This window comes from Acidovorax sp. GW821-FHT10A04, assembly GCF_059415825.1.
In genome coordinates, this window is sequence record NZ_JBWKNZ010000001.1 from 402,620 (window position 1) to 425,544 (window position 22,925).

The 22,925-nt window shown below is 67.0% G+C and carries 20 protein-coding genes; 4 read left to right on the forward strand and 16 right to left on the reverse strand.

What is annotated here, in order from left to right:
* Positions 1 to 49: 49 nt before the first annotated feature.
* From AC07PF_RS01860 to edd, 3 genes are all read right to left on the reverse strand, one after another.
* Positions 50 to 2,167, reverse strand: coding sequence for a TonB-dependent siderophore receptor (locus tag AC07PF_RS01860; RefSeq protein WP_494610693.1), 2,118 nt, complete (start codon positions 2,165 to 2,167; stop codon positions 50 to 52).
* A gap of 198 nt (positions 2,168 to 2,365) precedes the next feature.
* Positions 2,366 to 3,022 carry a bifunctional 4-hydroxy-2-oxoglutarate aldolase/2-dehydro-3-deoxy-phosphogluconate aldolase gene (gene eda / locus AC07PF_RS01865; RefSeq protein ID WP_007854018.1) on the reverse strand — a complete coding sequence of 219 codons (657 nt, stop codon included), beginning with the start codon at positions 3,020 to 3,022 and terminating at the stop codon, positions 2,366 to 2,368.
* Positions 3,013 to 4,782 carry a phosphogluconate dehydratase gene (edd, locus tag AC07PF_RS01870; protein ID WP_494610694.1) on the reverse strand — a complete coding sequence of 590 codons (1,770 nt, stop codon included), beginning with the start codon at positions 4,780 to 4,782 and terminating at the stop codon, positions 3,013 to 3,015. Before edd ends, eda begins: the two co-directional genes overlap by 10 nt.
* Before the next feature lie 102 nt (positions 4,783 to 4,884).
* Here edd and AC07PF_RS01875 point away from each other — a divergent pair, with 102 nt between their 5' ends.
* Positions 4,885 to 5,802, forward strand: a complete 918-nt coding sequence (locus AC07PF_RS01875) for an SMP-30/gluconolactonase/LRE family protein (protein WP_494610696.1) — start codon at positions 4,885 to 4,887, stop codon at positions 5,800 to 5,802.
* Between the two features lie 9 nt (positions 5,803 to 5,811).
* Here the strand turns inward: AC07PF_RS01875 and AC07PF_RS01880 are convergent, their stop codons facing one another.
* Together AC07PF_RS01880 and pgi are read right to left on the reverse strand one after the other, a co-directional pair.
* Positions 5,812 to 7,026 carry an AGE family epimerase/isomerase gene (locus AC07PF_RS01880; RefSeq protein ID WP_494610697.1) on the reverse strand — a complete coding sequence of 405 codons (1,215 nt, stop codon included), beginning with the start codon at positions 7,024 to 7,026 and terminating at the stop codon, positions 5,812 to 5,814.
* Between the two features lie 93 nt (positions 7,027 to 7,119).
* Positions 7,120 to 8,682: a glucose-6-phosphate isomerase gene (gene pgi, locus AC07PF_RS01885; protein WP_494610698.1), complete on the reverse strand. Its 1,563-nt coding sequence runs from the start codon at positions 8,680 to 8,682 to the stop codon at positions 7,120 to 7,122.
* Positions 8,683 to 8,872: 190 nt separating this feature from the next.
* Between pgi and zwf the strand changes: the two genes are divergently transcribed.
* Positions 8,873 to 10,327: a glucose-6-phosphate dehydrogenase gene (zwf, locus tag AC07PF_RS01890; RefSeq protein ID WP_007854008.1), complete on the forward strand. Its 1,455-nt coding sequence runs from the start codon at positions 8,873 to 8,875 to the stop codon at positions 10,325 to 10,327.
* Between the two features lie 180 nt (positions 10,328 to 10,507).
* On the opposite strand, the gene AC07PF_RS01895 is transcribed toward zwf, so the two are convergent.
* The 9 genes from AC07PF_RS01895 to AC07PF_RS01935 all read right to left on the reverse strand — a co-directional run bounded on the left by AC07PF_RS01895 (position 10,508) and on the right by AC07PF_RS01935 (position 18,429).
* A complete protein-coding gene (locus AC07PF_RS01895; protein ID WP_145693723.1) occupies positions 10,508 to 10,801 on the reverse strand; it encodes a DUF4148 domain-containing protein in 294 nt (97 codons plus the stop codon).
* 60 nt (positions 10,802 to 10,861) lie between these two features.
* On the reverse strand, positions 10,862 to 11,155 hold the full coding sequence (locus AC07PF_RS01900) for a DUF4148 domain-containing protein (protein ID WP_108016751.1): 294 nt from the start codon (positions 11,153 to 11,155) through the stop codon (positions 10,862 to 10,864).
* A gap of 240 nt (positions 11,156 to 11,395) precedes the next feature.
* Positions 11,396 to 11,812 carry an SMU1112c/YaeR family gloxylase I-like metalloprotein gene (gloA2, locus tag AC07PF_RS01905; RefSeq protein WP_494610996.1) on the reverse strand — a complete coding sequence of 139 codons (417 nt, stop codon included), beginning with the start codon at positions 11,810 to 11,812 and terminating at the stop codon, positions 11,396 to 11,398.
* 2 nt (positions 11,813 to 11,814) lie between these two features.
* Complete coding sequence (gene glk, locus AC07PF_RS01910; protein WP_494610997.1) at positions 11,815 to 12,786, reverse strand: glucokinase; 972 nt, start codon at positions 12,784 to 12,786, stop codon at positions 11,815 to 11,817.
* Positions 12,787 to 12,979: 193 nt separating this feature from the next.
* The gene (locus AC07PF_RS01915) at positions 12,980 to 14,041 is read right to left on the reverse strand and encodes an ABC transporter ATP-binding protein (RefSeq protein WP_494610699.1); all 1,062 of its coding nucleotides are present in this window, start codon (positions 14,039 to 14,041) and stop codon (positions 12,980 to 12,982) included.
* A gap of 15 nt (positions 14,042 to 14,056) precedes the next feature.
* On the reverse strand, positions 14,057 to 14,926 hold the full coding sequence (locus AC07PF_RS01920; RefSeq protein ID WP_494610700.1) for a carbohydrate ABC transporter permease: 870 nt from the start codon (positions 14,924 to 14,926) through the stop codon (positions 14,057 to 14,059).
* Positions 14,916 to 15,800, reverse strand: coding sequence for a carbohydrate ABC transporter permease (locus AC07PF_RS01925; RefSeq protein ID WP_007857799.1), 885 nt, complete (start codon positions 15,798 to 15,800; stop codon positions 14,916 to 14,918). Before AC07PF_RS01925 ends, AC07PF_RS01920 begins: the two co-directional genes overlap by 11 nt.
* A 168-nt stretch (positions 15,801 to 15,968) precedes the next feature.
* Complete coding sequence (locus AC07PF_RS01930) at positions 15,969 to 17,093, reverse strand: carbohydrate porin (protein ID WP_238541887.1); 1,125 nt, start codon at positions 17,091 to 17,093, stop codon at positions 15,969 to 15,971.
* An 85-nt stretch (positions 17,094 to 17,178) separates the two neighbouring features.
* Complete coding sequence (locus AC07PF_RS01935; protein WP_007857797.1) at positions 17,179 to 18,429, reverse strand: ABC transporter substrate-binding protein; 1,251 nt, start codon at positions 18,427 to 18,429, stop codon at positions 17,179 to 17,181.
* Between the two features lie 238 nt (positions 18,430 to 18,667).
* Here AC07PF_RS01935 and AC07PF_RS01940 point away from each other — a divergent pair, with 238 nt between their 5' ends.
* Both AC07PF_RS01940 and AC07PF_RS01945 read left to right on the forward strand, forming a co-directional pair.
* Positions 18,668 to 19,393, forward strand: coding sequence for a response regulator transcription factor (locus AC07PF_RS01940; RefSeq protein ID WP_007857796.1), 726 nt, complete (start codon positions 18,668 to 18,670; stop codon positions 19,391 to 19,393).
* A 9-nt stretch (positions 19,394 to 19,402) separates the two neighbouring features.
* Positions 19,403 to 20,812 carry a sensor histidine kinase gene (locus AC07PF_RS01945; RefSeq protein WP_007857795.1) on the forward strand — a complete coding sequence of 470 codons (1,410 nt, stop codon included), beginning with the start codon at positions 19,403 to 19,405 and terminating at the stop codon, positions 20,810 to 20,812.
* Positions 20,813 to 20,859: 47 nt separating this feature from the next.
* Here AC07PF_RS01945 and tal read toward each other — a convergent pair whose 3' ends face one another.
* Both tal and AC07PF_RS01955 read right to left on the reverse strand, forming a co-directional pair.
* Positions 20,860 to 21,807, reverse strand: a complete 948-nt coding sequence (gene tal / locus AC07PF_RS01950; protein ID WP_007857794.1) for a transaldolase — start codon at positions 21,805 to 21,807, stop codon at positions 20,860 to 20,862.
* 25 nt (positions 21,808 to 21,832) lie between these two features.
* Positions 21,833 to 22,897 carry an ABC transporter ATP-binding protein gene (locus tag AC07PF_RS01955; protein ID WP_494610701.1) on the reverse strand — a complete coding sequence of 355 codons (1,065 nt, stop codon included), beginning with the start codon at positions 22,895 to 22,897 and terminating at the stop codon, positions 21,833 to 21,835.
* Positions 22,898 to 22,925 lie beyond the last annotated feature (28 nt).

Below are 22,925 nucleotides of genomic sequence, written 5' to 3' on the forward strand. Positions count from 1 at the left end.
GAAAAAGCCCCGCAGGCTGCAAGGCCTGCGGGGCTTTCTCGTTGGCGCGTCAGAATCTGTAGGTCGCGCTCAGCACCACGTTGCGGCGCGTGGCCCACCAGCAGTCGCCGCGCGCAAGGCAGGTGCTCACATACTGCCTGTCGGCCAGGTTGCTGATGTTGAGCGCATAGCGCCACTGCGGCGTGTCGTACGCGAGCAGCGCATCCACGACCCCGGCCGAGGGGATGGTGGGACCGGCGCCATCGCGGAAGGACGATAGCCAGCGGTATCCCGCCCCGACCGAGAAGCCCCGTACATCGCCGATCGCAAAGCGGTACACGCCCCAGGCCGCGGCCTGGTGGCGCGGCAGGCCTTCGAGTTGCGCATCCACGTCGGTGTAGTTGTAGTGGGCGATCACATCGAAGGCCGTGGCGACGCGGCTCTTGACCTCCAGTTCCAGGCCCTTGTTGCGGGTCTGCCCGGCCTGCAGCGTATTGCCAGCATTCACCGGGTCGGCGATCTTCTGGTTCTTTTCCTTGAGGTCGTAGACCGCTGCCGTGAACTGGGTGCCGCTGCCCTCGGGCACATACTTCACCCCCAGCTCGATCTGCTCGCCCTCCAGCGGCTTGAAGCGCTGGCCCTGCTTGTTGGTGCCGCTCACGGGGCTGAACGACTCGGCGTAGCTGATGTAAGGCGTCCAGCCACCTGGCAGCTGGTACATCACGCCCAGGCGCTTGGTGGTGTCGCTGGTGCGGTCGTCGGCCGATCCGGCCAGGCTGTTCACCGCGCGGTCATGGCGCAGGCCGGCCACGACGATCCAGTGGCCCCACTTCATCTGGTCCTGCAGGTAGATACCACCCTGGCGCTGCACATTGCGCGGGCTGGCCTCAAGCGGTGCCGTCACCAGGTTGCCGTACACCGGCGCATAGGCGTCGATGGTGCTGAACGCGCTGGCGGTCGCCTTGTCTTCGGTCTGGCGGTTCCAGTCCACGCCCAGCAGCAGCTGGTGGCGCAGCGCGCCCGTGGCCAGGTTGCCCTGCAGGTGGGTGTCCACCGCGGCCATGCGCGTGCGGGTGAGGGAGTCATCGTAGAAGCGGCCCAGCACGCGCTGGTTGACCGGGTCGGACCCGAAGCCACCCAGCGCCGTGTAGAAATCGCCCCAGTGGTACACGCCGCGGTTCTCGTTGCGCGCCAGACGCAGGTTCTGGCGCACGGTCCAGGCGTCGTTGAAGCGGTGCTCGAACAGCCAGCCGACCGATTCGCGGTCGCTGTCGTAGTGGTCACCGGGCTCGCCGATGAAGCGCGACAGCGGCAGCTGGCCGTTCGGGTTGGGCAGCAGCGTGCCCGACCAGGGGAAGAACTGCGAGGTGCTGCCCGTGCGGTCCTGCTGCCAGTGCGCCTGCAGCACCAGCGAGGTGGCGGCATTGGGACGCCAGGCCAGCGAAGGGGCAATCAGGCGGCGGTCGTCGGGCACATGGTCCACCTGGGTGTCGGCCGTGCGCGCCAGTGCCACCAGGCGGTAGGACCACTCGCCGTCCTTGGTCAGCGGGCCGGTCAGGTCGGCCTGCACCTGGCGGCGGTTCCAGCTGCCCAGCTGCACACCGACCTCGCGCTGCGCCTCCTGCAAGGGGCGCTTGCTGCCCATGTTGATCACGCCGGCCACCGTGCCCGCACCGAACAGCATGCCCGAAGGACCGCGCAGCACCTCGATGCGCTCCAGCGTGTAGGCGTCGGAGCGGGTGACGCTGGTGTACCAGTTGTAATTCTGGCGCAGGCCGTCGAGGTAGACGTCCGGGTAGCTGCCGCGCACACGCATGCCGTCGGAGCGGCTGTCCAGGCCGTAGGCATCGCTGCGCACGCCGGCTGCGTAGAGCAGCGCATCCTGCAGGTTGGAGGCGCCCTGGTCCACCAGTTGGTCGCGCGTGACCACGGTGACGGACTGCGGTGTCTCGGACAAGGGCGTGTCCGTCTTGGTGGCCGTGGCAGCATGGCGTGCGCGGTAGCCCACCACCGGGGCCGTGGCCGACTCCTTCTCCGCGTTTGCATCCACCCGCACCTCGCCCAGGGTGGGTGCCGTTCCTTGCTGCGCAACAGCCCACGATGGAAGCAGGCCAAACGCGAGCGCGATGCCCATGCAGACTGCCGTCTGCCGTCTGCCGTCTGCCGTCTGCCGGTGGTGGATCTTCATGATGGTCTCAAATGGAGTTAAGAATGATTCCCATTTTAAAAACCAAAATTGGACCACAGCCACCGGGTGTCGCTCTGGGACAACAAGCGTCCGGCGGGCTCCATCCCATGCAAAAGGCCCGCAGGCGATTCGCCTGCGGGCCTTTTTTCAGCCGCGTGTGAGAGGAATGGGTCAGCGGCCCACCGGGAGAAGCTGCGCTCAGCTGGCCGGCCGCAGCGACTGCGTGGCCTGCGCCAGCTGCGTGATGCGCGCCCAATCACCCGAGCGCACTGCATCGCCGGGCGTGAGCCACGAACCGCCCACGCAGCGCACATTGGGCAGCGCCAGGTAGTTGGGCGCCGTGGCATTGGTGATGCCGCCCGTGGGGCAGAAGCTCACCTGGCCAAACGGGCTGGCCCAGGACTTGAGCAACGGGATGCCGCCCACGGCCTCGGCCGGGAACAGCTTGAGGAACTGGAAACCATCGGCCAGCGCCTGCATGATCTCGCTGGAGGTGGCCACGCCGGGCAGCAGGGGCAGGTTCAGCCCCTTGCAGGCCGAGCCCACCGCCGAGGTGTAGCCCGGGCTCACGGCGAAGCGGGCACCGGCCTCGCTCGCGCGGCGCGCATCCTCGGCATTGAGCACGGTGCCCACGCCGACCACGGCCTCGGGCAGTTGGCGCGCGATGGCCTCGATGGCGGGCAGGCCTGCAGGCGTACGCAGCGTGACTTCGAGCACCTTCACGCCGCCGGCGAGCAAGGCCTCGGCCAGGGGAATCGCGTCTTCGACACGATCGATCACGATGACCGGAATCACCGGGCCGTAGCTGGCGATATCCAGCGGGTTCAGGGCAGGGGTGGAGGCATTCACAGCCATGTACAGGCTCCTTGTTCAGCGCCGCCTGCATGGCGGCGAAAGTTGGCAAACAGTTCGCGCCCGAAGCCAGTGGCTGCGGGCGCCTTGCATTCGTCGGGGGTGCGTGCGGACCATTCGGCCTCGTCCACCAGCACGTCGAGCGTACCGGCCACGGCGTCCACACGCACCATGTCGCCGTTGCGCACCTTGGCCAGCGGCCCACCGCCCAGCGCCTCGGGCGTCACGTGGATGGCAGCCGGCACCTTGCCCGAGGCGCCGCTCATGCGGCCGTCGGTCACCAACGCCACCTTGAAGCCCTGGTTCTGCAGCACGGCCAGGGGCGGCGTGAGCTTGTGCAGCTCGGGCATGCCATTGGCACGCGGGCCCTGGAAGCGCACCACGGCGACCATGTTCTGCTGCACCTCGCCCGCGCTGAAGGCCGCGAGCAGTTCCTCCTGCGAGTCGAACACGCGCGCCGGCGCCTCGATGATGTGGCGGTCCTCCGGTACGGCCGAAACCTTGATCACGGCACGGCCCAGGCGCCCCTGCAGCAGGCGCAGGCCACCTGTCGGCGAGAACGGTTGGGCCACGGGGCGCAGCACGGCCTCGTCGCCCGAGGTGGCGGGCGCGGGCTGGCCACCGGCGGCGATGCCGCCCTCGTTCACGCTCAGCACGTCGGGGTGCATGAGGCCGTTGGCCAGCAGTTCGCGCAGGATCCAGGGCGGGCCGCCCGCGGCCTGGAACTGGTTCACATCGGCGTCTCCATTGGGGTAGACACGGGCCAGCAGCGGCACCACGGACGACAAATCGTCGAAATCGGTCCAGTCGATCAGGATGCCGGCGCTGCGCGCGATCGCCACCCAGTGGATCAGGTGGTTGGTGGAGCCGCCCGTGGCCAACAGCGCGGCCATGGCGTTGACGATGCAGCGCTCGTCCACCATATGGCCGATGGGCGTGAAGCGCTTGCCGCGCTTGCCGATGTCGAGCACGGTGCGCATGGCCTGGCGCGTGAACTCCTCGCGCTCGCCACTGCCCGGCGGGGCGAATGCGGCATCGGGCACGTGCAGGCCCATGGCTTCCAGCAGCATCTGGTTGCTGTTGGCCGTGCCGTAGAAGGTGCAGGTGCCAGGGCTGTGGTACGCGGCCGATTCGGCCTTGAGCAGTTCGTCGCGGCCGACCAGGCCCTGCGCGTAGAGCTCGCGCACCTTGGCCTTGTCCTTGTTGGGCAGGCCCGAGCCCATGGGGCCGGCGGGCACGAACACGCAGGGCAGGTGGCCATAGTGCAGCGCGCCGATCAGCAGGCCGGGCACGATCTTGTCGCACACGCCCAGCAGCAGCACGCCATCGAACACGTCATGGGACAGCGCTACCGCGGTGGCCATGGCAATATTGTCCCGGGAGAACAGCGACAGCTCCATGCCGGGCGTGCCCTGGGTCACGCCATCGCACATGGCGGGCACGCCGCCGGCCACCTGGGCCATGGCGCCGTGGCGCGCAGCCTCGTCGCGCAGCAGCGCAGGGTAGCTCTGGTAGGGCTGGTGGGCCGACAACATGTCGTTGTAGGCGGTAACGATGCCGATGTTGGGCGCCTTCTCGACCGTCACCTTGAACTTCTCGGAGCCCGGCAGCGCGGCATAGGCATGGGCCAGGTTGGCGCAGCCCATGCGGTCCTGCGGGGGCTTGCGCTGGACCATGGCGTCGACCGTGGCCAGGTAGGCGGCGCGGGTGTCCTTGCTGCGTTCGATGATGCGGGCCGTCACGCGCGCTACGACTGAATGCATGGAATGCTCCATCGGGGGTGGATTTGGGTAGTGGGGAAAAGAGACAACGGCTCCGGTCGGAGCCTCTAGAATGTAACTCGATAACCATCCCGGATCAAGCCAATGTCCCTGCAGACCCTGCCCCTGCCGCCCTCGGAATTGGGCGAATCGCCGTTCTGGCATCTCCATGAAACATCCCTTTACTGGTGTGACATCCAAGGCAAACGGGTGAATGCCTGGGAACCCGCCAGCGCACGCCTACGCACCTGGGAGATGCCCTCCGAGCCCGGCTGCTGCGCACCGGCGGGTGGTCAAAAAATAGTAATCGGGTTACGGGACGGCTTTTACCTGCTCGATACCGTGAGCGGCGCCCTCGCCTGCCTGGCCCTGCTCCCTGCCGCCGCGCACGACACCCGCGTGCTGCGCCTGAACGATGGCCGCTGCGATTCGGCGGGCCGGTTCTGGGCCGGCTCAGTGATCAGCCCACGCACGGCGCCTGACGCGGCCTTGTGGCGGCTGGAGGCAGCGCCGGGCGGCTTTCGGGTGCAGAAGATGGCCGGCGACAACTTCACTGCCAACGGCCTGGCCTTCAGCCCGGACGACCGCTGGCTCTACTGGTCGAACACGCCCGAGCACCGCATCGACCGCTTCGGCTTCGATGCCACCACCGGCAGCATCGAGGGCCGCACGCCCTGGGCCACCTTCCCGCCCAAGGTGGCCGGCGAGCCCTATGGCGGCCGGCCCGACGGCGCGGCCGTGGACGTGCAGGGCAACTACTGGGTAGCCATGTACGAAGGCGCCTCTTTGCTGCAGCTCTCGCCCGAAGGCCAGGTGCTGCAGCGCATTGCCGTGCCCGTGCAATGCCCCACCATGGTCTGCTTTGGCGGTGAGGACCTGCGCACGCTGTACATCACCTCGGCGCGCGCCGGGCGGCCGCAGGAGGAACTGGATGCAGCCATCCCGGCTGGCTCGCTGTTCAGCCTGCCCGTCGAGGTGCCGGGCCTGCCCGTGAACTTCTTCCAGGCCAGCGCGGCAATGTAGAACCGCTGCTCAGGGTGCGCGCTGCGCACCCAGCGCCAGCAATACGTCGTAGCAGGCGCCCATGTTGTGGTAATCGACCTTTCCGGCGTTGCTCTTCTCGCGCGTGTGGTTGCGGTTGCGGCCGTCGAGGATGCGGAACCAGGCGCCATGCGCGTGGTCCACGAAGTGCTGCCAGCAGTAGGCCCATATCCGGTCGTACCAATCCCAGTAGCGCTGCTCGCCGGTGTGCACGGCCAGCACGGCGGCGGCGGCCATGCTCTCGGCCTGCACCCAGTGGTACTTGCCGTCGTCGCAGATGCTGCCGTCGGGCGCCATGCCATAGACGATACCGCCGTGCGCGGCGTCCCAGCCCTTGTCCAGCGCGGCGTCGAACAGGAAGCGCGCGCACGGCGGGTGCCAGTCCGCAGGCGCCAGCGCATCGAGCTGCAGCAGCAGCTTGGCCCATTCGGTCTGGTGGCCGATCTGGTAGCCCCAGGGGCGGAAGATGTTGGTCCGGTCGTGGCGGTTGTAGTCCCAGTCCACCGACCAGTCGGCGCGAAAATGCTCCCACACCCAGCCACCCGACAGCGCCGCCTGGCGCTGGCAGATGCCCTGCGCGAGTTGCTCGGCACGCTCGATGTAGCGCCGCTCGCCCGTGGCGCGAAAGGCCGAGATCATGGCCTCGCAGGCATGCATGTTGGCGTTCTGCCCGCGGTAGTCCGACAGCGCCCAGTCGCGCGTGGCCTCATCGGCATACAGGCCCTGGGACGGCTGCCAGAAATGCTGCTCGGCCGTCTCGAAGGCCTCGGCCAGCCACTGCCGCGCCTCGGGCACGCCGGCTTCGTGCGCACGCGCATAGGCCAGCATCACGAAGGCCATGCCGTAGCAGTGGCGCGTGGCGTCGAGCAAGGTGGCATGCCCGCCATGCCAGTCGATGAGCCAGGCGTAGCCGCCGGTGGCCGGGTCGAGGAAGGCCGCGCGCAGGAACTGCAGCGCATGCTCCATGTCCTTGCGGTAGCGTGCCTCGCCCGTGGTCTGGAACAGGATGGCATGCGTGACCACGAAGCGCGTGGCGCTCACCAAGTGGCGCGTGCGCTCGTCGTAGACGGTGCCGTCGTCCAGGAAGAAGTGGTACATGCCGCCGCCCGCATCGGTGGCCACGGGCTCGTAGAACGCCATGGTCTGGCGGATGTGCGCATGCAGGAATGCGGGCGAACGGAAATCGGGCGGCTGCGGTGCAGTCATGGGCTTGTCTCCTCGTTGGGCCGCGGTGGGCGGCCTGGACGCCTGAAGGCGCCTCGTTGTGAATGCAATGGAAGAAAAACGCTGCGCGGCAGCTCAGCCGCCGCGCAGGCGCGCCAGCAGGCCTGCCGTGGAGCCATCGAGCCCCGCCGCATCGCCCGAGGCCAGGCGCGACTCCAGGTCGCGCGCCAGCACCTTGCCCAGCTCCACGCCCCACTGGTCGAAGCTGTTGATGCCCCACAGGCTGCCGCTCACAAACACGCGGTGCTCTTGCAGCGCGATCAGCGCCCCCAGCGAGGCCGGGGTCAGCGAGTCGAGCAGCAGGAACGTGCTGGGCCGGTTGCCCGGGAAGTGGCGGTGGCCGTCTTCGGGGCTGGCCTTGCCCACCATCAGCGCCTGGGCCTGGGCCAGGGCGTTGGCGAGCAGCTTGTCCTGGTGGCCCGGCAGCGGGTGCGCAGCCTGGCGCACGGCCACGATCTCCAGCGGCAGCACGTCGGTGCCCTGGTGCAGCATCTGGAAGAAGGCATGCTGGCCGTTGGTGCCGGGCTCGCCCCAGAGCACGGGCGAGGTGGCGTACGGCAGTTCCTGCCCGTCGGCCCCCACGCGCTTGCCGTTGCTCTCCATCTCGAGCTGCTGCAGGTAGGCCGGCAGGCGGCCCAACGAGGCATGGTAGGGCGCGATGCAGCGGCTGGTGAAACCGTGGAAGTTGCGGTACCAGACATCGAGCAGCCCCAGGCGCACCGGCAGGTTGGCGGCCAGCGGCGCGGTGCGGAAATGCTCGTCCATGGCATGCGCGCCGGCCAGCAGCTCGCGGAAGCCCGCTGCGCCGATGGCGATGGCAATCGGCAGGCCGATGGCCGACCACAGCGAGTAGCGCCCGCCCACCCAGTCCCAGAAGCCGAAGGTGGTGGTGATGCCCAGGGCGCCAGCGGCTTCCACGTTGGTGGTCAGCGCCGCGAAGTGGCGCGCCACGTCGGTGCCGCCTTCTGCACCGAACCAGGCCAGCGCCGAGCGCGCATTGGCCATGGTCTCGGCCGTGGTGAAGGTCTTGGAGGCGATCAGGAACAAGGTGCTCTCGGGCTTCACGCCCTGCAGCACGCCGTGCAGCTCGTGGCCGTCCACATTGGAGACGAAGTGCAGGCGCTTGCCGGCCGCGCGGAACGCATCGAGCGCGAGCACTGCCATGTGCGGTCCCAGGTCCGAGCCGCCGATGCCGATGTTCACCACGTCGGTGATCGCTCGGTCGTTGCGCACCTGCTCGGCGTACTGCAGCATGGCTTCGAGCGTGTCGTGCACCTCGGCCAGCTTCTGTGCGATGTCGGCGCCGTCACCGGGAAGTGCCAGGCCCTGGGGGCGGCGCAGCAGCGCGTGCAACACCGCGCGGCCCTCGGTGTGGTTGATGGCTTCGCCAGCGAACATGGCGTCACGCTGGGTGGCGAGCCCGCAAGCCTCGGCCAGAGCGAGCAACAAAGCCTCGGTCGGCCGGTCCCACAGGTTCTTGGACAGGTCGGCAAAGATGTGCGGCGCCTGCTGGCTGAAGTGGCCGAAGCGCTCGCCATCCTGCGCGAACGCCTGCCGCAGATCCAGGTGGCGTCCCTCGGTGTCGAACAAGGCCTGCAAGGCGGGCCACGGCGGGGTCTGGTCGCAACGGAGGGACATGGAAAGGCTACCTGGGACGAAAGAATGAAAACGGCGAGATAGTAACTTGATTACCAAAACTGTCTGGTACTTTTTTGTTGCAGACACAGCTTGGAACGCCAGTTGCTCTGCAGTCCTACACAAAACGATGTAACGTGATTACAATTTCGAGCCACACGCGATCACACAAATGCACTGACACGGAGACCCCATGAGTTTTGACCTTGTCCTGTTTGGCGGCACCGGCGACCTGGCCTGGCGCAAGCTCATGCCGGCGCTGTTCCAGGCGTTCCGCCACGGAACGCTGCCCGAAGGGGGCCGCATCATCGCGGTGGCCCGTGACGAGCTCAGCCATGAACAATACCGCAGCCTGATCCAGTCACGCTTCGATGGCGTGGATCTGGCCAAGCGCCCTACCCCCGACGAGTTCGCACGCTTCGGCGCCCTGCTGCACTACCTGCGCATGGACCTGTCGCAAACCCAGGACTATGCCCGCCTGGCCGAGATGTTGCACGAGCGCAATGCCGAGTCGGTGGTGATGTACGTGGCCACGGCCCCGAGCCTGTTCACCAATGTCTGCGAGCAGATCGCCGCCGTGGGCCTGAACGGCCCCACCACCCGCGTGGTGCTCGAAAAGCCCCTGGGCCACGACCTGCGCTCCAACCAGGCCATCAACGACACGCTGCGCCGCGTGCTCAAGGAGGAACAGGTCTTTCGCATCGACCACTACCTGGGCAAGCCCTCGGTGCAGAACCTGTTCGCCATGCGCTTTGGCAACGCCCTGTTCGAGCCGCTGTGGCGGCGCGAGACCATCGCCAACATCCAGATCACCATTGCCGAGGAGCTGGGCGTGGAAACGCGCGGCGCCTTCTACGACCAGACCGGCGCCCTGCGCGACATGGTGCAGAACCACGCCCTGCAACTGCTGTGCGCGATCGGCATGGAGCCGCCCATCAACGCCAGCGCCAACGCCATCCGCGACGAAAAGCTCAAGGTGCTGCAGTCGCTCAAGCCCTGGAGCCCTGAGACCATCGGCCAGCACGTGATCCGCGGCCAGTATGTGGCAGGCAAGACGCATGGCGCCAGCGTACCCGGCTACCTGCAGGAAAAAGGCGTGGCCGCAGCCAGCACCACCGAGACCTTCGTCGCGTTGCGCACCGAGATCTCCAACTGGCGCTGGGCCGGCGTGCCCTTCTACATCCGCACCGGCAAGCGGCTGGCGGGGCGCGACGCGCACATCGTCGTCAACTTCCGGCCCGTGCCGCACCCGATCTTCCGCACCTCGGCCGGCGCCGCCAACCGCTTGGTGATCAACCTGCAGCCCAAGGACGGGCTGGAACTGCACCTGATGGCCCAGGGCGCCGCCCAGCACCAGACCGAGCCGGCCCTTTCGCAGGTGTACCTGAACCTTGACTTCGACCAGCGCTTCGGCACCGAGCGCGTGGGCGCCTACGAGCGCCTGCTGCTCGACGTGATTGCGGGCCGCCTGAACCTCTTCGTGCGCAGCGACGAGCAAGAGGAGGCCTGGCGCTGGGTGGAACCCATCCTGCAGCACTGGCGCAATGACGCGCTGGGCCCACGGCCCTACACCGCTGGTAGCTGGGGCCCCAGCGCCGCCAGCGCCATGATCGCGCGCGATGGCTACTGCTGGAGTGAAGAGGTGTAATGTCCAGCACGCGCCACTGCAGGCACCAACAAAAGAAGGGCTCCCAATGGGAGCCCTTTTCAATTGCCCGTTTCGGGGCAAGGGTGGGGAAACACTTCCACATGGTGGCGGCACCCACGACCGTGAAATTCCACCACCATGGGAAGGCCCGCAACTGGCGAGCCTTTGGCAGGCTATCTATTACAGGGCGCTGATTTCGCCCGAAGGGATCTGGCCCAGGCGCACAGCTTCAGCGGCTGCGGCACGCACGGCAGCACGGTCGGCCGTGGACTTGTAGGTCACAACGCGCGAACCAGCGGGCTCGATGCTGCGGGTCTGGGCCACGGTAGCGGCTTCTGCAGCCACTTCGGCGCGGGTGCGGTTCGTGTCGAACTTCAGCGCGAACTGCGAGCTGTCGGCTTCGTCAGCGTGGGCACCGAAAGCGGAGAAAGCAGCCACAGCGGCGATGGACAGGAAACGTGCGGTCTTGTTCATGGTGATCTCGATTCTTTGTTAGGTTTGTTTGGGTAGAGGGTCAGTCCAGTCCGGGGCGGCTTACAGAGCGCCGATTTCGCCAAAAGAGATCTGGCCGGTGCGCACAGCATCAGCAGCCTGGGCACGCACAGCAGCGCGGTCGGCGGTGGACTTGTAGGTCACCACACGCGAACCAGCGGGTTCGATGCTGCGGGTCTGGGCCACGGTGGCGGCTTCAGCGGCCACTTCGGCGCGGGTGCGGTTGGTTTCGAACTTGGTGGCGAATTGCGAAGCGTCGGCTTCGTCGGCGTAAGCACCGAAGGAAGCGAAAGCGGCAACAGCGGCGATGGAGAGGAAGCGTGCGGTCGTGTTCATGATGAAAATCCTTAAAGTGAAAAAGCGTCTCAAAAAAACCGGAACAAAAACAACTTCGAACCGGGTTCGGTGAGTCGCCTTGCGGGTTCGGCTCATCGATGGGTTGAACTGTACGCCTCACGTGTTCAGAGAAAAACTACCCAGTCGCAAACTGTCTGTTCCAGTTTTGAGAACAATGCGCACAAGAAAAATGCCGCGCAGGACACCCTGGGCGGCATGGCGCTGGACGTAGGAAAGCGGCTATGCCGGCGCTGGCCCCACGAGTTCGATGGGCAGCCCGTCCGGGTCGGCGATGAAGGTGAAAGGACAGCCCGTGAAGGGATCCATGCGCACCGGTTCGGCCGCAACACCGTGGGCCGCGAGGGCTTGCAGGCTTGCAGGCAGATCGGCCACGCGCAGCGCCAGATGCCGCAGGCCGCAGGCCTCGGGGTAGGAGGGCCGCGGCGGCGCCTCGGGAAAGGAAAAGAGCTCGATCTGCGTGCCATCGGGCAGCGCGAGGTCGAGCTTGTACGACTGGCGCTCGGCGCGCCAGGTCTCGTTCACCACGGCCAGGCCCAGCACCTCGGTGTAGAAGCGTTTGGAGCGCGCGTAGTCCGACCCGATGAGGGCCACGTGGTGCACACCCGCAAGCGCCAGCGGTGGCGCGCCAGCCACCATGCTCAACCGCCCGCGATGTCGAGCGCGCGCGAGGCGCCATAGAGCGCCGGGGTGGCGCTCGGATCGATGATCCAGCAGGGAATGGAAGCCAGGTAGGGTGCAAAGCGCCCCTTGCCCTCGAAGCGCTGGCGAAAGGACGACTGGTCGAACCACTCGCCCAGGCGCGGCACCATGCCGCCGCCGATGTACACCCCGCCGCGCGCGCCCAGCGTGAGCGCGAGGTTGCCCGCCACATTGCCCAGGAAGCCGCAGAACAGGTCCAGCGCCTGCAGGGCCAGCGGGTCCTTGGCCTTCAGGGCCGCCTCGGTCACCTGGGCGGCCGAGTTCACCTCGGTGCCGCCGGCCCGGGCCACGGTGCGCACCGCGTGGTACAGGTCCACCAGGCCCGAGCCCGAGACGGCGCGCTCAGCCGACACATGGCCATAGCGCTGCTGCAGAACCTGCAGCACATCGAATTCGTGCTGGGTCTGCGCGGCCAGCGTGACGTGGCCGCCCTCGCCCGACAGCGGCACGCCGGCCGGCGAGTGCGGCGGGAACACCAGGCCCGAGACACCGAGGCCGGTACCGGCCCCCACGAGGCCGATGGCCTCACCCGGCACGGCCTGGCCGCCGCCCACCTGGCGCAGCAGGTCGGGCGTGAGCAGGGGCAGCGCCAGGGCCAGGGCGGTGAAGTCGTTGATGACCACCAGCCGCGCAAAGCCGAAGGCCTCGCGCACCGCCTTCTGCGAAAAGCTCCAGCTGTGGTTGGTCATGCGGATGGCATCGCCCGTGACCGGGTTGGCGATGCCGAAGGCTGCCTCCTGCGGCGCAGCAATGCCCACCTCGGCCAGGTAGGTGCGGATGGCATCGTCCACCGTGGGGTACTGGGCGCACTGCAGCACGCGCGTGTCGTGCAGGGTGTCGTCCCCGGGGTTCTGCCAGGCCAGGCGGATGTTGGTGCCGCCGATGTCGGCGAGAAGGCGTGTTGCGGGCATGGGCATGGGAGGCAATGCATCCACTGGAACACAGCAGACGCGTCACCCCAAAAAAGAGTGGCGGATGGACGGCAGGACCGGTGCAAGACCTGTTTTTACCCCAGAACACCGCAAGCGGGCGGGTCAAAGTCCCCATGTACCAAGGCCGAAGGGAGGGCACTGCGAGCGCAGGCCCTGTCCTTTGGCCTGGCCGTCACGCGATGCGCTGTTCCGTACCGGTATCGAACCAGTGGGCATGCGCTGGCGCCACGGCCAGGCCCACACGGTCGCCGGGCTTCACGCGGGTCTGGGCATCGGTGCGCAGCGTCATGCTGCCGGCGGCGGTATCGACCATCACATAGGTGTCCGGGCCAGTGGGCTCGACCACGCAGACCTCGCCGCGCCAGGGCGAGGTGTCCTGCAGCACCAGGTGCTCGGGGCGCACACCCAGCATCACCTCGGGCGCGGCCTGCGGCGCGGCCAGGTCCAGCGACACACCCTGCACCGCGAACTGCCCCGCCGCCTGCGTGCCGCGCAGCAGATTCATGGTGGGCGAGCCGATGAAGGTCGCCACATAGGTGTTGGCCGGGTGGTTGTAGATCTCGTCGGGTGTGCCCAGTTGCTGCACCACGCCGCCCTTCATCACGGCGATGCGCGAGCCCAGGGTCATGGCCTCGACCTGGTCGTGCGTTACATACACGCTGGTGATGCCGCTGGCCTGGTGCAGGCGCTTGATCTCGGCACGCATCTCCACGCGCAGCTTGGCGTCCAGGTTGGACAGGGGCTCGTCGAACAGGAACAGCTGCGGCTGGCGCGCCAGGGCCCGGCCCATGGCCACGCGCTGGCGCTGGCCGCCCGACAGCTGGCTGGGCCGACGGTCCAGCAGGTGGCTGATCTGCAGCATGGCAGCCACTTCGTCGATGCGCTTTTGCCGCTCGGGCTTGGGCATCTTGCGCATTTCCAGCGCAAAGCCGATGTTGTCTGCCACGCTGAGCGTGGGGTACAGCGCATAGCTCTGGAACACCATGGCGATGTCGCGGTCGCGCGGAGGCATGCCCACCACGTTCTTGCCGGCGATGCGGATCTCGCCCTCGGTCGGCTCGTCGAGCCCCGCGATGATGTTGAGCAGCGTGGACTTGCCGCAGCCCGAGGGGCCCACCAGGATCAGGAACTCGCCCGGAGCGACCTGGATGTCGATCTTGCGCAGCACCTCGACACTCTTGTCGCCCTTGCCGAAACGCTTGTTGATGCCCGCGATATCCAATGAAGACGCCATGATTGCTTAACCTCTTTAACCCTTGACCGCACCGGCCGTCAGCCCGCGCACGAAAAATTTGCCCGCCAGCACATAGATCACCATGGTCGGCAGGCCCGCGATGATGGCGGCTGCCATGTCCACGTTGTAGGCCTTGACGCTGGAACTGGTGTTGGCCAGGTTGTTCAGGCCCACCGTCACCGGCTTGGAGTCGGTGCCCGAGAACACCACGCCGAACAGGAAATCGTTCCAGATGTTGGTGAACTGCCAGATCAGCGTGACCATGATGATGGGCGTGGACAGCGGCAGCACGATGCGCCAGAAGATCTGGAAGAAGCTCGCGCCGTCCATGCGCGCGGCGTTCACCAGCTCCTTCGGTATCGCCGCGTAGTAGTTGCGAAAGAACAGCGTGGTGCCGGCCAGGCCCGCCAGGCAGTGCACCAGCACCAGGCCCGTGATCGAGCTCGACAGCCCGAGCCAGCCGAGCACCTGGCTCATGGGCAGCAGCACCACCTGGAAGGGCATGAACACGCCGAACAGCAGCATGCCGAACAGCGCGTCGCTGCCGCGGAACTTCCACAGGCTGAGCACGTAGCCGTTGAGCGCACCCCACACGGTGGAGATCAGCACGGCCGGCACGGCCATGGCCACCGAGTTCCAGAAGAAGGGGCGCAGGCCGTTGCAGTCCACGCCCGTGCAGGCGCTGGACCAGGCGGTGCTCCAGGAAGACAGGTTCAGCGAGGCGGGCAGGGCCAGCAGCGCGCTGCTGCGGATCTCCTCGGCATCCTTGAACGAGGTGACCAGCATCGCGTACAGCGGCAGCAGAAAGAAGGCGGTGGCCAGGGCCAGCACCGCATAGACCAGCAGGCGGCCCACGGAAGGAAACAAGGAAGGCTTAGCGGTCATGGGGTTTGCTGCGCAATTCGCTGTACAGGTAGGGAATGACCAGGGCGGCCACGGTGGCCAGCATCATGGTGGCGCTGGCCGCGCCCAGGCCGATCTGGCCGCGCGAGAACGACATGGTGTACATGAACGTTGCGGGCACGTCGGTGGCATAGCCGGGCCCGCCGGCCGTGAGCGCCATCACCAGGTCGAAGCTCTTGATCGCCAGGTGCGACAGCACCATCAGCGTGGAAAAGAACACGGGGCGCAACGCCGGCAGCACGATGCGCCAGTAGATGCGTGGCAGCGAGGCACCGTCGACCTGGGCGGCCTTGATGATGCTGTCGTCGATGCCGCGCAGGCCGGCGAGGAACAGCGCCATCGCAAAGCCCGCGCTCTGCCAGATGCCGGCGATCACCACGCAGTAGATGGCCATCTCGGTGTCCACCAGCCAGCCGAACTCGAAATTGGGAAAGCCCCAGTCGCGCACCATCTTCTCGATGCCCAGGCCCGGGTTGAGCAGCCACTTCCAGGCCGTGCCGGTGACCACGAACGACAGCGCCATGGGGTACAGGTAGATCGTGCGCAGCGCGCCTTCGGCGCGGATCTTCTGGTCCAGCAGCACGGCCAGCGCCACACCGATGGCCAGTGAGCCGCCCACGTAGCCCACGCCGAAGATGCCCAGGTTCTTGAGGGCCACCCACCAGCGGTCCATCTCCCACAGGCGTTCGTACTGCGCCAGGCCCACCCATTCGTAGTTGGGCAGCATGCGCGATGCGGAAAGGCTCAGCACGCCGTTCCACACCATCAGGCCGTAAATGAAGGCAAAACCCAGCACGAAGGCTGGCGCGACGACCAGCTTGGGCAGCCAGGATTCAAAGGAGTTCTTGGTCGTCATTGCAAAAGAAGCATCGGGTGCATACGCAGGCTGGGACATGGGCGACGGCCACGCCGTCCATCATCACGTCAACAGGAAAAACAACAAGGAAAAAAGGGGGGCACACAGGGAGTGCCCCCCAAGAACAAAGTCACCTCTGACTTAACTCGCTCTCACACTCACTCCCTCTTACCACCAGATCTCGTACTGCACACCCACCAGCGTGCGCGAGGTCTTGCCGTTGGCACCGAAGGTCGCGGCATTCGCAACCGCCGCCGCCTGGTTCCAGTTGGCCTTGGTCACGTACAGGCGCAGCTCGGGGCGCGACCAGAAGTCTTCGTTCATGGCCAGGGCGCCGGCCAGCGTCACCTTGCTCAGGCGCTGGTCAGGACCCGTGCCCTTGCGTGTGGTGGTCGACACTTCGGCCAGGGCCTTGAAGTTCTTCGAGAGGGCGTACGAACCGCGTCCACCCAGCGAGAAGTCCTTGGTCTCCACATTCGTCAGGTCGGTCTTGTTGGTCTGGTAGCCAATCAGGGCCTGCCCGCCGAAGGGACCGCTTTGCCAGTTGATGGAGTCGGCGATGCGCGTGGAGCGGCGGCCAGGACGGGTGCCGTCGATGGCTTCGAACTCACCGTCGATGCGGGCATGGCCGCGCGAGCCCTGCAGGTACAGGGTGTTGCTCACGCCGGACAGCAGGAAGTCCTTCTGGGTGTGCATCAGCGAGATGCCCGAACCCGAGCCGCCGTTGACCTGGTTCTTGCCGCCCACCGCGGTCAGCAGCACGCGCAGCTTGCCGTTGGGGTTGGTGTTGATCTCGGACAGGTCGACGTTCAGGCGGTGTGCCTTGACGTCGTTGGGCAGGTTGCCGTCGAACTTGTCGCCCGAGAACACGCCCACGCCGAGCTTCATGCCGCCGATCGGCACGTCGGTCACGCCGGCACCGACGTTGTCGCCGTAGTTCAGCAGGAAGTAGTCGACGATGTGCACGTCCTGGATACGCAGGCGGCGCTGGCCGACCCAGAACTTGGCTTCGGGCGAGAACGACAGGCCGCTCATTTCCACATAGGCCTGCTCGGTGCTGATGTCACCACTGCCCCACTTGGCGGGCATGTAGTTCACCTTCCACTTGACGCCACCGGCCTCGAAACTGCGGGCGAAGTTGACTTCGATGCCGTTGTCGCCTTCGTTGCCCAGGCGGTACTTCTGCAGCTCGCCGCCGAGCGACAGGTTGCCCTTGACGCCGTCGGAGTGGTTGAACACCGGGCCACCCCGCGAGTAACCGTTGAACTCGAAGCCGGCAACATCCATTGCCATGGCGCTACTCATCGCGCATGCGGCGGCCAAAGCCACCGCCGTGAGGCGGTTTCTTTTCATCATGATGGGATCCCTCAGTGTTGGTTTACTTGGTCTTCGCGGCGGTCGCGATCTTCTTCATGGCGTCGGCGACGCTCACCTTGTCGTCATTCCAGAACTGGCTGACGGCGTCCTTGATGGCACCTTCCGTGGCGGGTGCGATGGCCATGCCGTGGGCCACGCTGGGCAGCAGGCTGGCGCTCTTGGCGGTGTCGACGAAGTCCTTGGCGGAGGCCTTGGCACAGTCGTCGAACTTGTCCATCTTCTGGCCGGCGCGCACCGGGATGGAGCCCTTGTTCAGGTTGAACACTTCCTGGAACTCGGGGCTCATGATGGAGCTGGCCAGGTCGCTCTGCGCCTTTTGGGCAGCTGCGTCCTTGAGCTTGAACAGGATGAACGAGTCCACGTTGAAGGTGTAGGACGTGGTCGTGCCCGGCGCTGCGGCGCACAGGAAGTCCTTGCCCGGCGCCTTGTTGGCGGCCAGGAACTCGCCCTTGGCCCAGTCACCCATGAGCTGGAAGCCCGCCTTGCCCTGGATCAGCATGGCCGTGGCCAGGTTCCAGTCACGGCCCGGTGCGCCGGAGTCGGTATAGGACTTGATGCGGCGGAAGGTCTCGAGCGACTTCTTCATGGTGTCGCTGTTGAGGGCCTTGTCGTCGAGCTTGACCAGGGCATCCTGGTAGAACTTGGGGCCGCCGACGCCGAGCACCACCGATTCGAAGGTGGTGAAGTCCTGCCAGTTCTGGCCGCCGTGGGCTACGGGCACCAGGCCTGCGGCCTTGAGCTTGTCGGCTGCGGCGAAGAACTCGTCCCAGGTCTTGGGCATGGCGGTCACGCCAGCCTTCTTCAGGGCCTCGGAGCTGCCCCACATCCAGTTGACGCGGTGCACGTTGACGGGGGCGGCCACGTAGGCGCCCTTGTACTTCATGATGTCGGCGACCACCTTGGGCAGCAGCTCGTCCCACTTCTCGGCCTTGGCCAGTGCATCCATGTTGGCCAGCACGCCTTCGGAGGCCCACTCCTGGATGGCCGGGCCCTTGGTCTGGGCGGCCGATGGCGGGTTGCCCGAGATCACGCGGCTCTTGAGCACGGTCATGGCGCTGTCGCCACCACCGCCGGCCACGGCGAAGTCACGCCAGGTATGACCCTTGCCCTGCATGATCTTCTTGAGCTCGGCCACCGACTTGGCTTCTCCGCCCGAAGTCCAGTAGTGCAGAACCTCCACTTCCCCTGCACCGGCGGTCGCCGATGCCGCCAGAACCGCCGCGACGGCGGCGACTTTTGTCAACTTCCACATACCCATGTCTCCTCGTTTGTGTGAGTCCGTTTGTGCGCCGGCTGACCCATGCCGGTCAGCGCAGTCGGTACTTTAATTACAATAATTAATGAACATATCAGGGCTTTCCCGGGGTGTGCGTTACACGCCAATGGAATTCCACTGTTATCGAATTACGACGCCGCCTGCGCCTCGGTGCTTTCCCTGCTGTGAACACTCCCCCGCGCCTGCGCGAAGGACCCTTTGCTATCCTCTATCCATGGCCACCCTATTGATAGTCGAAGACGATGCCTTGCTGCTGGACGCCTTGACGGGCCAGCTCCAGCAACTGGATTTCAACGTGTGCACGGCCTGCAGCGTGGCCGAGGCCACCGCCGTGCTGCAAAGCCAGGCGGTGGACGGCATCATCCTCGACCTGGGCCTGCCCGGTGCCGACGGCATGGAGCTGCTGACCTGGGCGCGCACCCACATTGCCGGCCTGCCGGTGTTGATTCTCACCGCGCGCGACGGCATCGATGACCGCATCCACGGGCTGAATGCCGGGGCAGACGACTACATCACCAAGCCCTTCAACATGCAGGAGCTGCAGGCCCGCCTGCAGGCCATGCTGCGGCGCGCGCGACAGCCCGCATTCACGCAGGCCAGCAGCGCCTCTGGCGGCCCCAGCACCGCCATCGGCAGCCTGCAGATCGACCATGGCCAGCGCAGCGCCGTGCTCGGCGGTGAGCCGCTGGAGCTCACGCAGCGCGAATGGGAACTGCTGGAATTGCTGGTGAACCGCTGCGGCGAAGTGGTCACACGCGACGACGTGCTTGCCGCCTGGCGCGCCGGCCCGCCCGAGCCTGGGCAGGCGGCGGCCGCACCGCTCAACTCGAATGCGCTGGAGGTCTACGTGCACCGCCTGCGCAGGAAGCTCGACGCCTCGAACCTGGTGATCCGCAACATCCGCGGGCTGGGCTACATGCTGGCCAGGCCTGCCGAGTAGACCGCGTCCATGCGCCCCATTCCCGGTGTTTCCCTGCAACGCAAGCTGTTGCTGTGGCTGCTGCTGCCCCAGCTCGTGCTGTGGCTGTCGGGCGGCTTCCTGGCCTGGCGCATTGCGCTGCAGAACGGCGAGAAGGGCATCGACCAGACGCTGACCCAGTCGGTGCGCGCGCTGGCGCGCCAGATCAAGCCTATCGGCGATGGGCTGCTGGTCGACTTTCCGAAGGCCGCGCAGGACATCCTGGAGCAGGACCCGGCGGATCGCATCACCTACATGGTGTCTTCGCCGCCGGGCCGTTTCCTGCTGGGTAATGCACAGTTGCCACCGCCGCCGCCGGTGGACGTGGCGGTGGGCGACCCGTTCCTGTACCAGGCGCGGGTGGACGACCGCCCGGTGCGCGTGGCCCTGCTCGACGTGGATTACGGCACACCGCAGACGCGCCAGCGCCTGCGCGTGCAGGTGGCGCAAAGCCTCACGGTGCGCGAGCGCATCGCGCAGGAGCTGCTCGAGCAAATGCTGCTGCCCATGGGCCTGATGGGGCTGGCGCTGAGCGCCGTGGTGTATGCCGGCGTGCTGCGCGGCCTGCAGCCCCTGAAGCGCCTGGAGGCGCAGATCGAAAAGGCCGGTGCCCGCAAGCGCAACACGGCCGACCCCTTGCCGCCCATCGAACTGACCTCGGCGCCGCAGGAGGTGCATTCGCTGGCCAGCACCATCAACGCCTTGCTGGAGGCCGTGGCGCGCGGCCAGCAAAAGGAAAAGCGTTTCCTCAACGATGCCGCCCACCAGCTGCGCACGCCGCTCGCGGGCCTGATCGGCCAGACCGAACTAGCCTTGCACGAGAGCCGCGAACCGGCCGTGCAGGAGCGACTGCACAAGGTGCTGTCGGCTGCGCGGCGCAGTGCCCACCTGGTGCACCAGCTGCTGCAGCTGGCGCGCTCGGAAAGCAGCGTGGCCATGCAGACCCTGGACTTGCCGGCCCTGGCGCGCGAGGTGGCCCGCGACTGGGCCGCACGTGCCGTGGCCAGCGGCGTGGACCTGGGCTACGAGGGCGAGGAACAACTGGCCGTGCAAGGCCACCCGCTGCTGCTGCGCGAGGCGCTCAACAACCTCATCGACAACGCCCTGCACTACGCAGGCCATGGCGCCACGGTGACGGTGCGGGTGGACATTGCGGGTGCCGGCCTGGCCACCCTGGCGGTGGAAGACGATGGCCCGGGCGTGGAGCCGGCCCACCTGCGTGACCTGTTCGCGCGCTTCTGGCGCGGCTCGGACAAGCCCGGCGGCTGCGGCCTGGGCCTGTCCATCGTCGAGGAAATCGCACTCCAGCACGCAGGCCAGACCTTCGCCGAGCCCGTGGTCCCGCATGGCCTGCGCGTGGGCCTGAAGGTGCCGCTCAGCGCGGCACCGCTGCGGGCCTGACGGGGTTGAGTTCGTCCGTCCGCAGGGCGCGTGGCGCCCTGCGGAACTCAGGCCGCGAGGATCAGCTTCTCCAGCTTCACGGCATCCACCGCAAAACCGCGGATGCCCTCGGCCAGCTTCTCGGTGGCCATGGCGTCTTCGTTGAGCGCATAGCGGAAGCCCGCCTCGTCGTAGTTCACGACCGGCAGGTCCAGGGTCTTGGCGGCCGCCGCATCGAGCGCCGGGGCCAGCGGGGCGTCGCTGGCGGCCAGTTGGGCCAGCAGGTCGGGGGCGATGGTGAGCAGGTCGCAGCCGGCCAGCGCTGTGATCTGGCCGGTGTTGCGAAAGCTCGCGCCCATGACCTCGGTGGCGATGCCGAAGTGCTTGTAGTGGTTGTAGATCTGTGCCACGGACTGCACGCCAGGGTCGTTCGCACCCGAGCGCGCGGCCTCATCCCACTGGGCGCCGGCCTGCTTCTTGTACCAGTCGTAGATGCGGCCCACGAAGGGCGAGATCAGCTGCACCTTGGCCTGGCCGCAGGCCACGGCCTGGCAGAACGAGAACAGCAGGGTGAGGTTGGTGTGGATGCCGCGCTGCTCGAGCTTTTCGGCCGCCTGGATGCCTTCCCAGGTGGCGGCGACCTTGATCAGCACGCGGTCGATGTGGATGCCCTCGGCCTGGTACAGCTCGATGATGCGCTCGCCGCGCGTGATCGTGGCCTCTGTATCGAAGCTCAGGCGCGCATCCACCTCGGTGGAGACACGGCCCGGGATCGTGTCCAGGATCTCGCGGCCGAAGCGCACGATCAGGCGGTCGATGATCTCGTCCATCGGCCGGCCACGGAACTGGTTCACGGTGTCCGTGAGCAGCGGTGCGTACTCGGGCTTTTGCACGGCCTTGAGGATCAGCGACGGGTTGGTCGTCGCGTCCTGGGGCTGGAACTGGGCCAGCTGCTTGAAGTCGCCGGTGTCGGCAACCACGGTGGTGAACTGTTTGAGGGCGTCGAGTTGGTTCATGCCCCCATTATTCCCGATCGCCGCGTCAGGGGCCTGTACTACCAACCACCGATACGCCGTGCACGCCCAGGGCGAGCTGCACCGCGTCGCCGACGGCCAGCACATCGCCCAGGTCGGAGGAGACGACAAAGATGCTGCCCAGCGCCGTCTCGAAAGTGTATTCGTACACGGCGCCCAGATAGGCACGCTTGCGCAGCGTGGCGGGCAGCAGGCCTTCGCCGGCACGCTGGATGCTCCAGGCCTCGGGGCGCACCGCCACCTTCAACGGGCCCGGCGCGGCCGCGGTGCGCGGGCGTATCACCAGCGGGCCGAGCTGCACCGAGCCATCGGCCAGCGCGGTGCCGGGGAACAGCATGGCCTCGCCCATGAAGCCCGCGACGAACTCGGTGCGCGGCGCTTCGTACAGCGCCTGGGGGGTGCCGCTCTGCGCGATCAGGCCCTGGTCCATGACGATGATCTGGTCGCTCACGGCCATGGCCTCGGCCTGGTCGTGCGTGACGTAGGCCACCGTGAGCGACAGGCGCTGCTGCAGAGCGCGGATCTCCTCGCGCATCTCGCGGCGCAGCCGCGCATCGAGGTTGGACAGCGGTTCATCGAACAGCAGCACCTCGGGCTCCAGCACCAGGGCGCGCGCCAGCGCCACGCGCTGCTGCTGGCCACCCGAGAGTTCGCTGGGCAGGCGCTCGTCATAGCCCACCAGCCCCACGCCGCGCAGCGCATCGACGGCCTTGCTGCGCGCCACCTCCTTGGCCAGGCCGGACATGCGCAGGCCGTAAGAGACGTTCTCCACCACGTTCATGTGCGGGAACAGCGCATAGCTCTGGAACATCATGCTCACGTTGCGCTGGGCCGGGCCCAGCGTGGTGACGTCCCGGCCGCCGATGAAGATCTCTCCCGAGGTGGGCGATTCGAGACCGGCGATCATGCGCAGGGTGGTGGTCTTGCCGCAGCCCGAGGGGCCCAGGATGGTGGTCAGCGTGCCGCGCGGCACCTCGAAGCTGATGCCCTTGACCGCCAGCGCCGCCGAGGCGTCGGCCCCGTAGCGCTTGGTGATGTTGCGAAACACGATGCCCGCGCCGCTGTTGTTCATGGTGTCATTTCTCTCAGCATTCAGCATG

Bases quoted from the DNA above. Each gene is read 5' to 3' on its own strand.
- AC07PF_RS01860 (WP_494610693.1), bottom strand. From the start codon at position 2,167: ATGAAGATCCACCACCGGCAGACGGCAGACGGCAGACGGCAGACGGCA.
- eda (WP_007854018.1), bottom strand. From the start codon at position 3,022: ATGGCTGTGAATGCCTCCACCCCTGCCCTGAACCCGCTGGATATCGCC.
- edd (WP_494610694.1), bottom strand. From the start codon at position 4,782: ATGCATTCAGTCGTAGCGCGCGTGACGGCCCGCATCATCGAACGCAGC.
- AC07PF_RS01875 (WP_494610696.1), top strand. From the start codon at position 4,885: ATGTCCCTGCAGACCCTGCCCCTGCCGCCCTCGGAATTGGGCGAATCG.
- AC07PF_RS01880 (WP_494610697.1), bottom strand. From the start codon at position 7,026: ATGACTGCACCGCAGCCGCCCGATTTCCGTTCGCCCGCATTCCTGCAT.
- pgi (WP_494610698.1), bottom strand. From the start codon at position 8,682: ATGTCCCTCCGTTGCGACCAGACCCCGCCGTGGCCCGCCTTGCAGGCC.
- zwf (WP_007854008.1), top strand. From the start codon at position 8,873: ATGAGTTTTGACCTTGTCCTGTTTGGCGGCACCGGCGACCTGGCCTGG.
- AC07PF_RS01895 (WP_145693723.1), bottom strand. From the start codon at position 10,801: ATGAACAAGACCGCACGTTTCCTGTCCATCGCCGCTGTGGCTGCTTTC.
- AC07PF_RS01900 (WP_108016751.1), bottom strand. From the start codon at position 11,155: ATGAACACGACCGCACGCTTCCTCTCCATCGCCGCTGTTGCCGCTTTC.
- gloA2 (WP_494610996.1), bottom strand. From the start codon at position 11,812: ATGGTGGCTGGCGCGCCACCGCTGGCGCTTGCGGGTGTGCACCACGTG.
- glk (WP_494610997.1), bottom strand. From the start codon at position 12,786: ATGCCCGCAACACGCCTTCTCGCCGACATCGGCGGCACCAACATCCGC.
- AC07PF_RS01915 (WP_494610699.1), bottom strand. From the start codon at position 14,041: ATGGCGTCTTCATTGGATATCGCGGGCATCAACAAGCGTTTCGGCAAG.
- AC07PF_RS01920 (WP_494610700.1), bottom strand. From the start codon at position 14,926: ATGACCGCTAAGCCTTCCTTGTTTCCTTCCGTGGGCCGCCTGCTGGTC.
- AC07PF_RS01925 (WP_007857799.1), bottom strand. From the start codon at position 15,800: ATGACGACCAAGAACTCCTTTGAATCCTGGCTGCCCAAGCTGGTCGTC.
- AC07PF_RS01930 (WP_238541887.1), bottom strand. From the start codon at position 17,093: ATGGCAATGGATGTTGCCGGCTTCGAGTTCAACGGTTACTCGCGGGGT.
- AC07PF_RS01935 (WP_007857797.1), bottom strand. From the start codon at position 18,429: ATGTGGAAGTTGACAAAAGTCGCCGCCGTCGCGGCGGTTCTGGCGGCA.
- AC07PF_RS01940 (WP_007857796.1), top strand. From the start codon at position 18,668: ATGGCCACCCTATTGATAGTCGAAGACGATGCCTTGCTGCTGGACGCC.
- AC07PF_RS01945 (WP_007857795.1), top strand. From the start codon at position 19,403: ATGCGCCCCATTCCCGGTGTTTCCCTGCAACGCAAGCTGTTGCTGTGG.
- tal (WP_007857794.1), bottom strand. From the start codon at position 21,807: ATGAACCAACTCGACGCCCTCAAACAGTTCACCACCGTGGTTGCCGAC.
- AC07PF_RS01955 (WP_494610701.1), bottom strand. From the start codon at position 22,897: ATGAACAACAGCGGCGCGGGCATCGTGTTTCGCAACATCACCAAGCGC.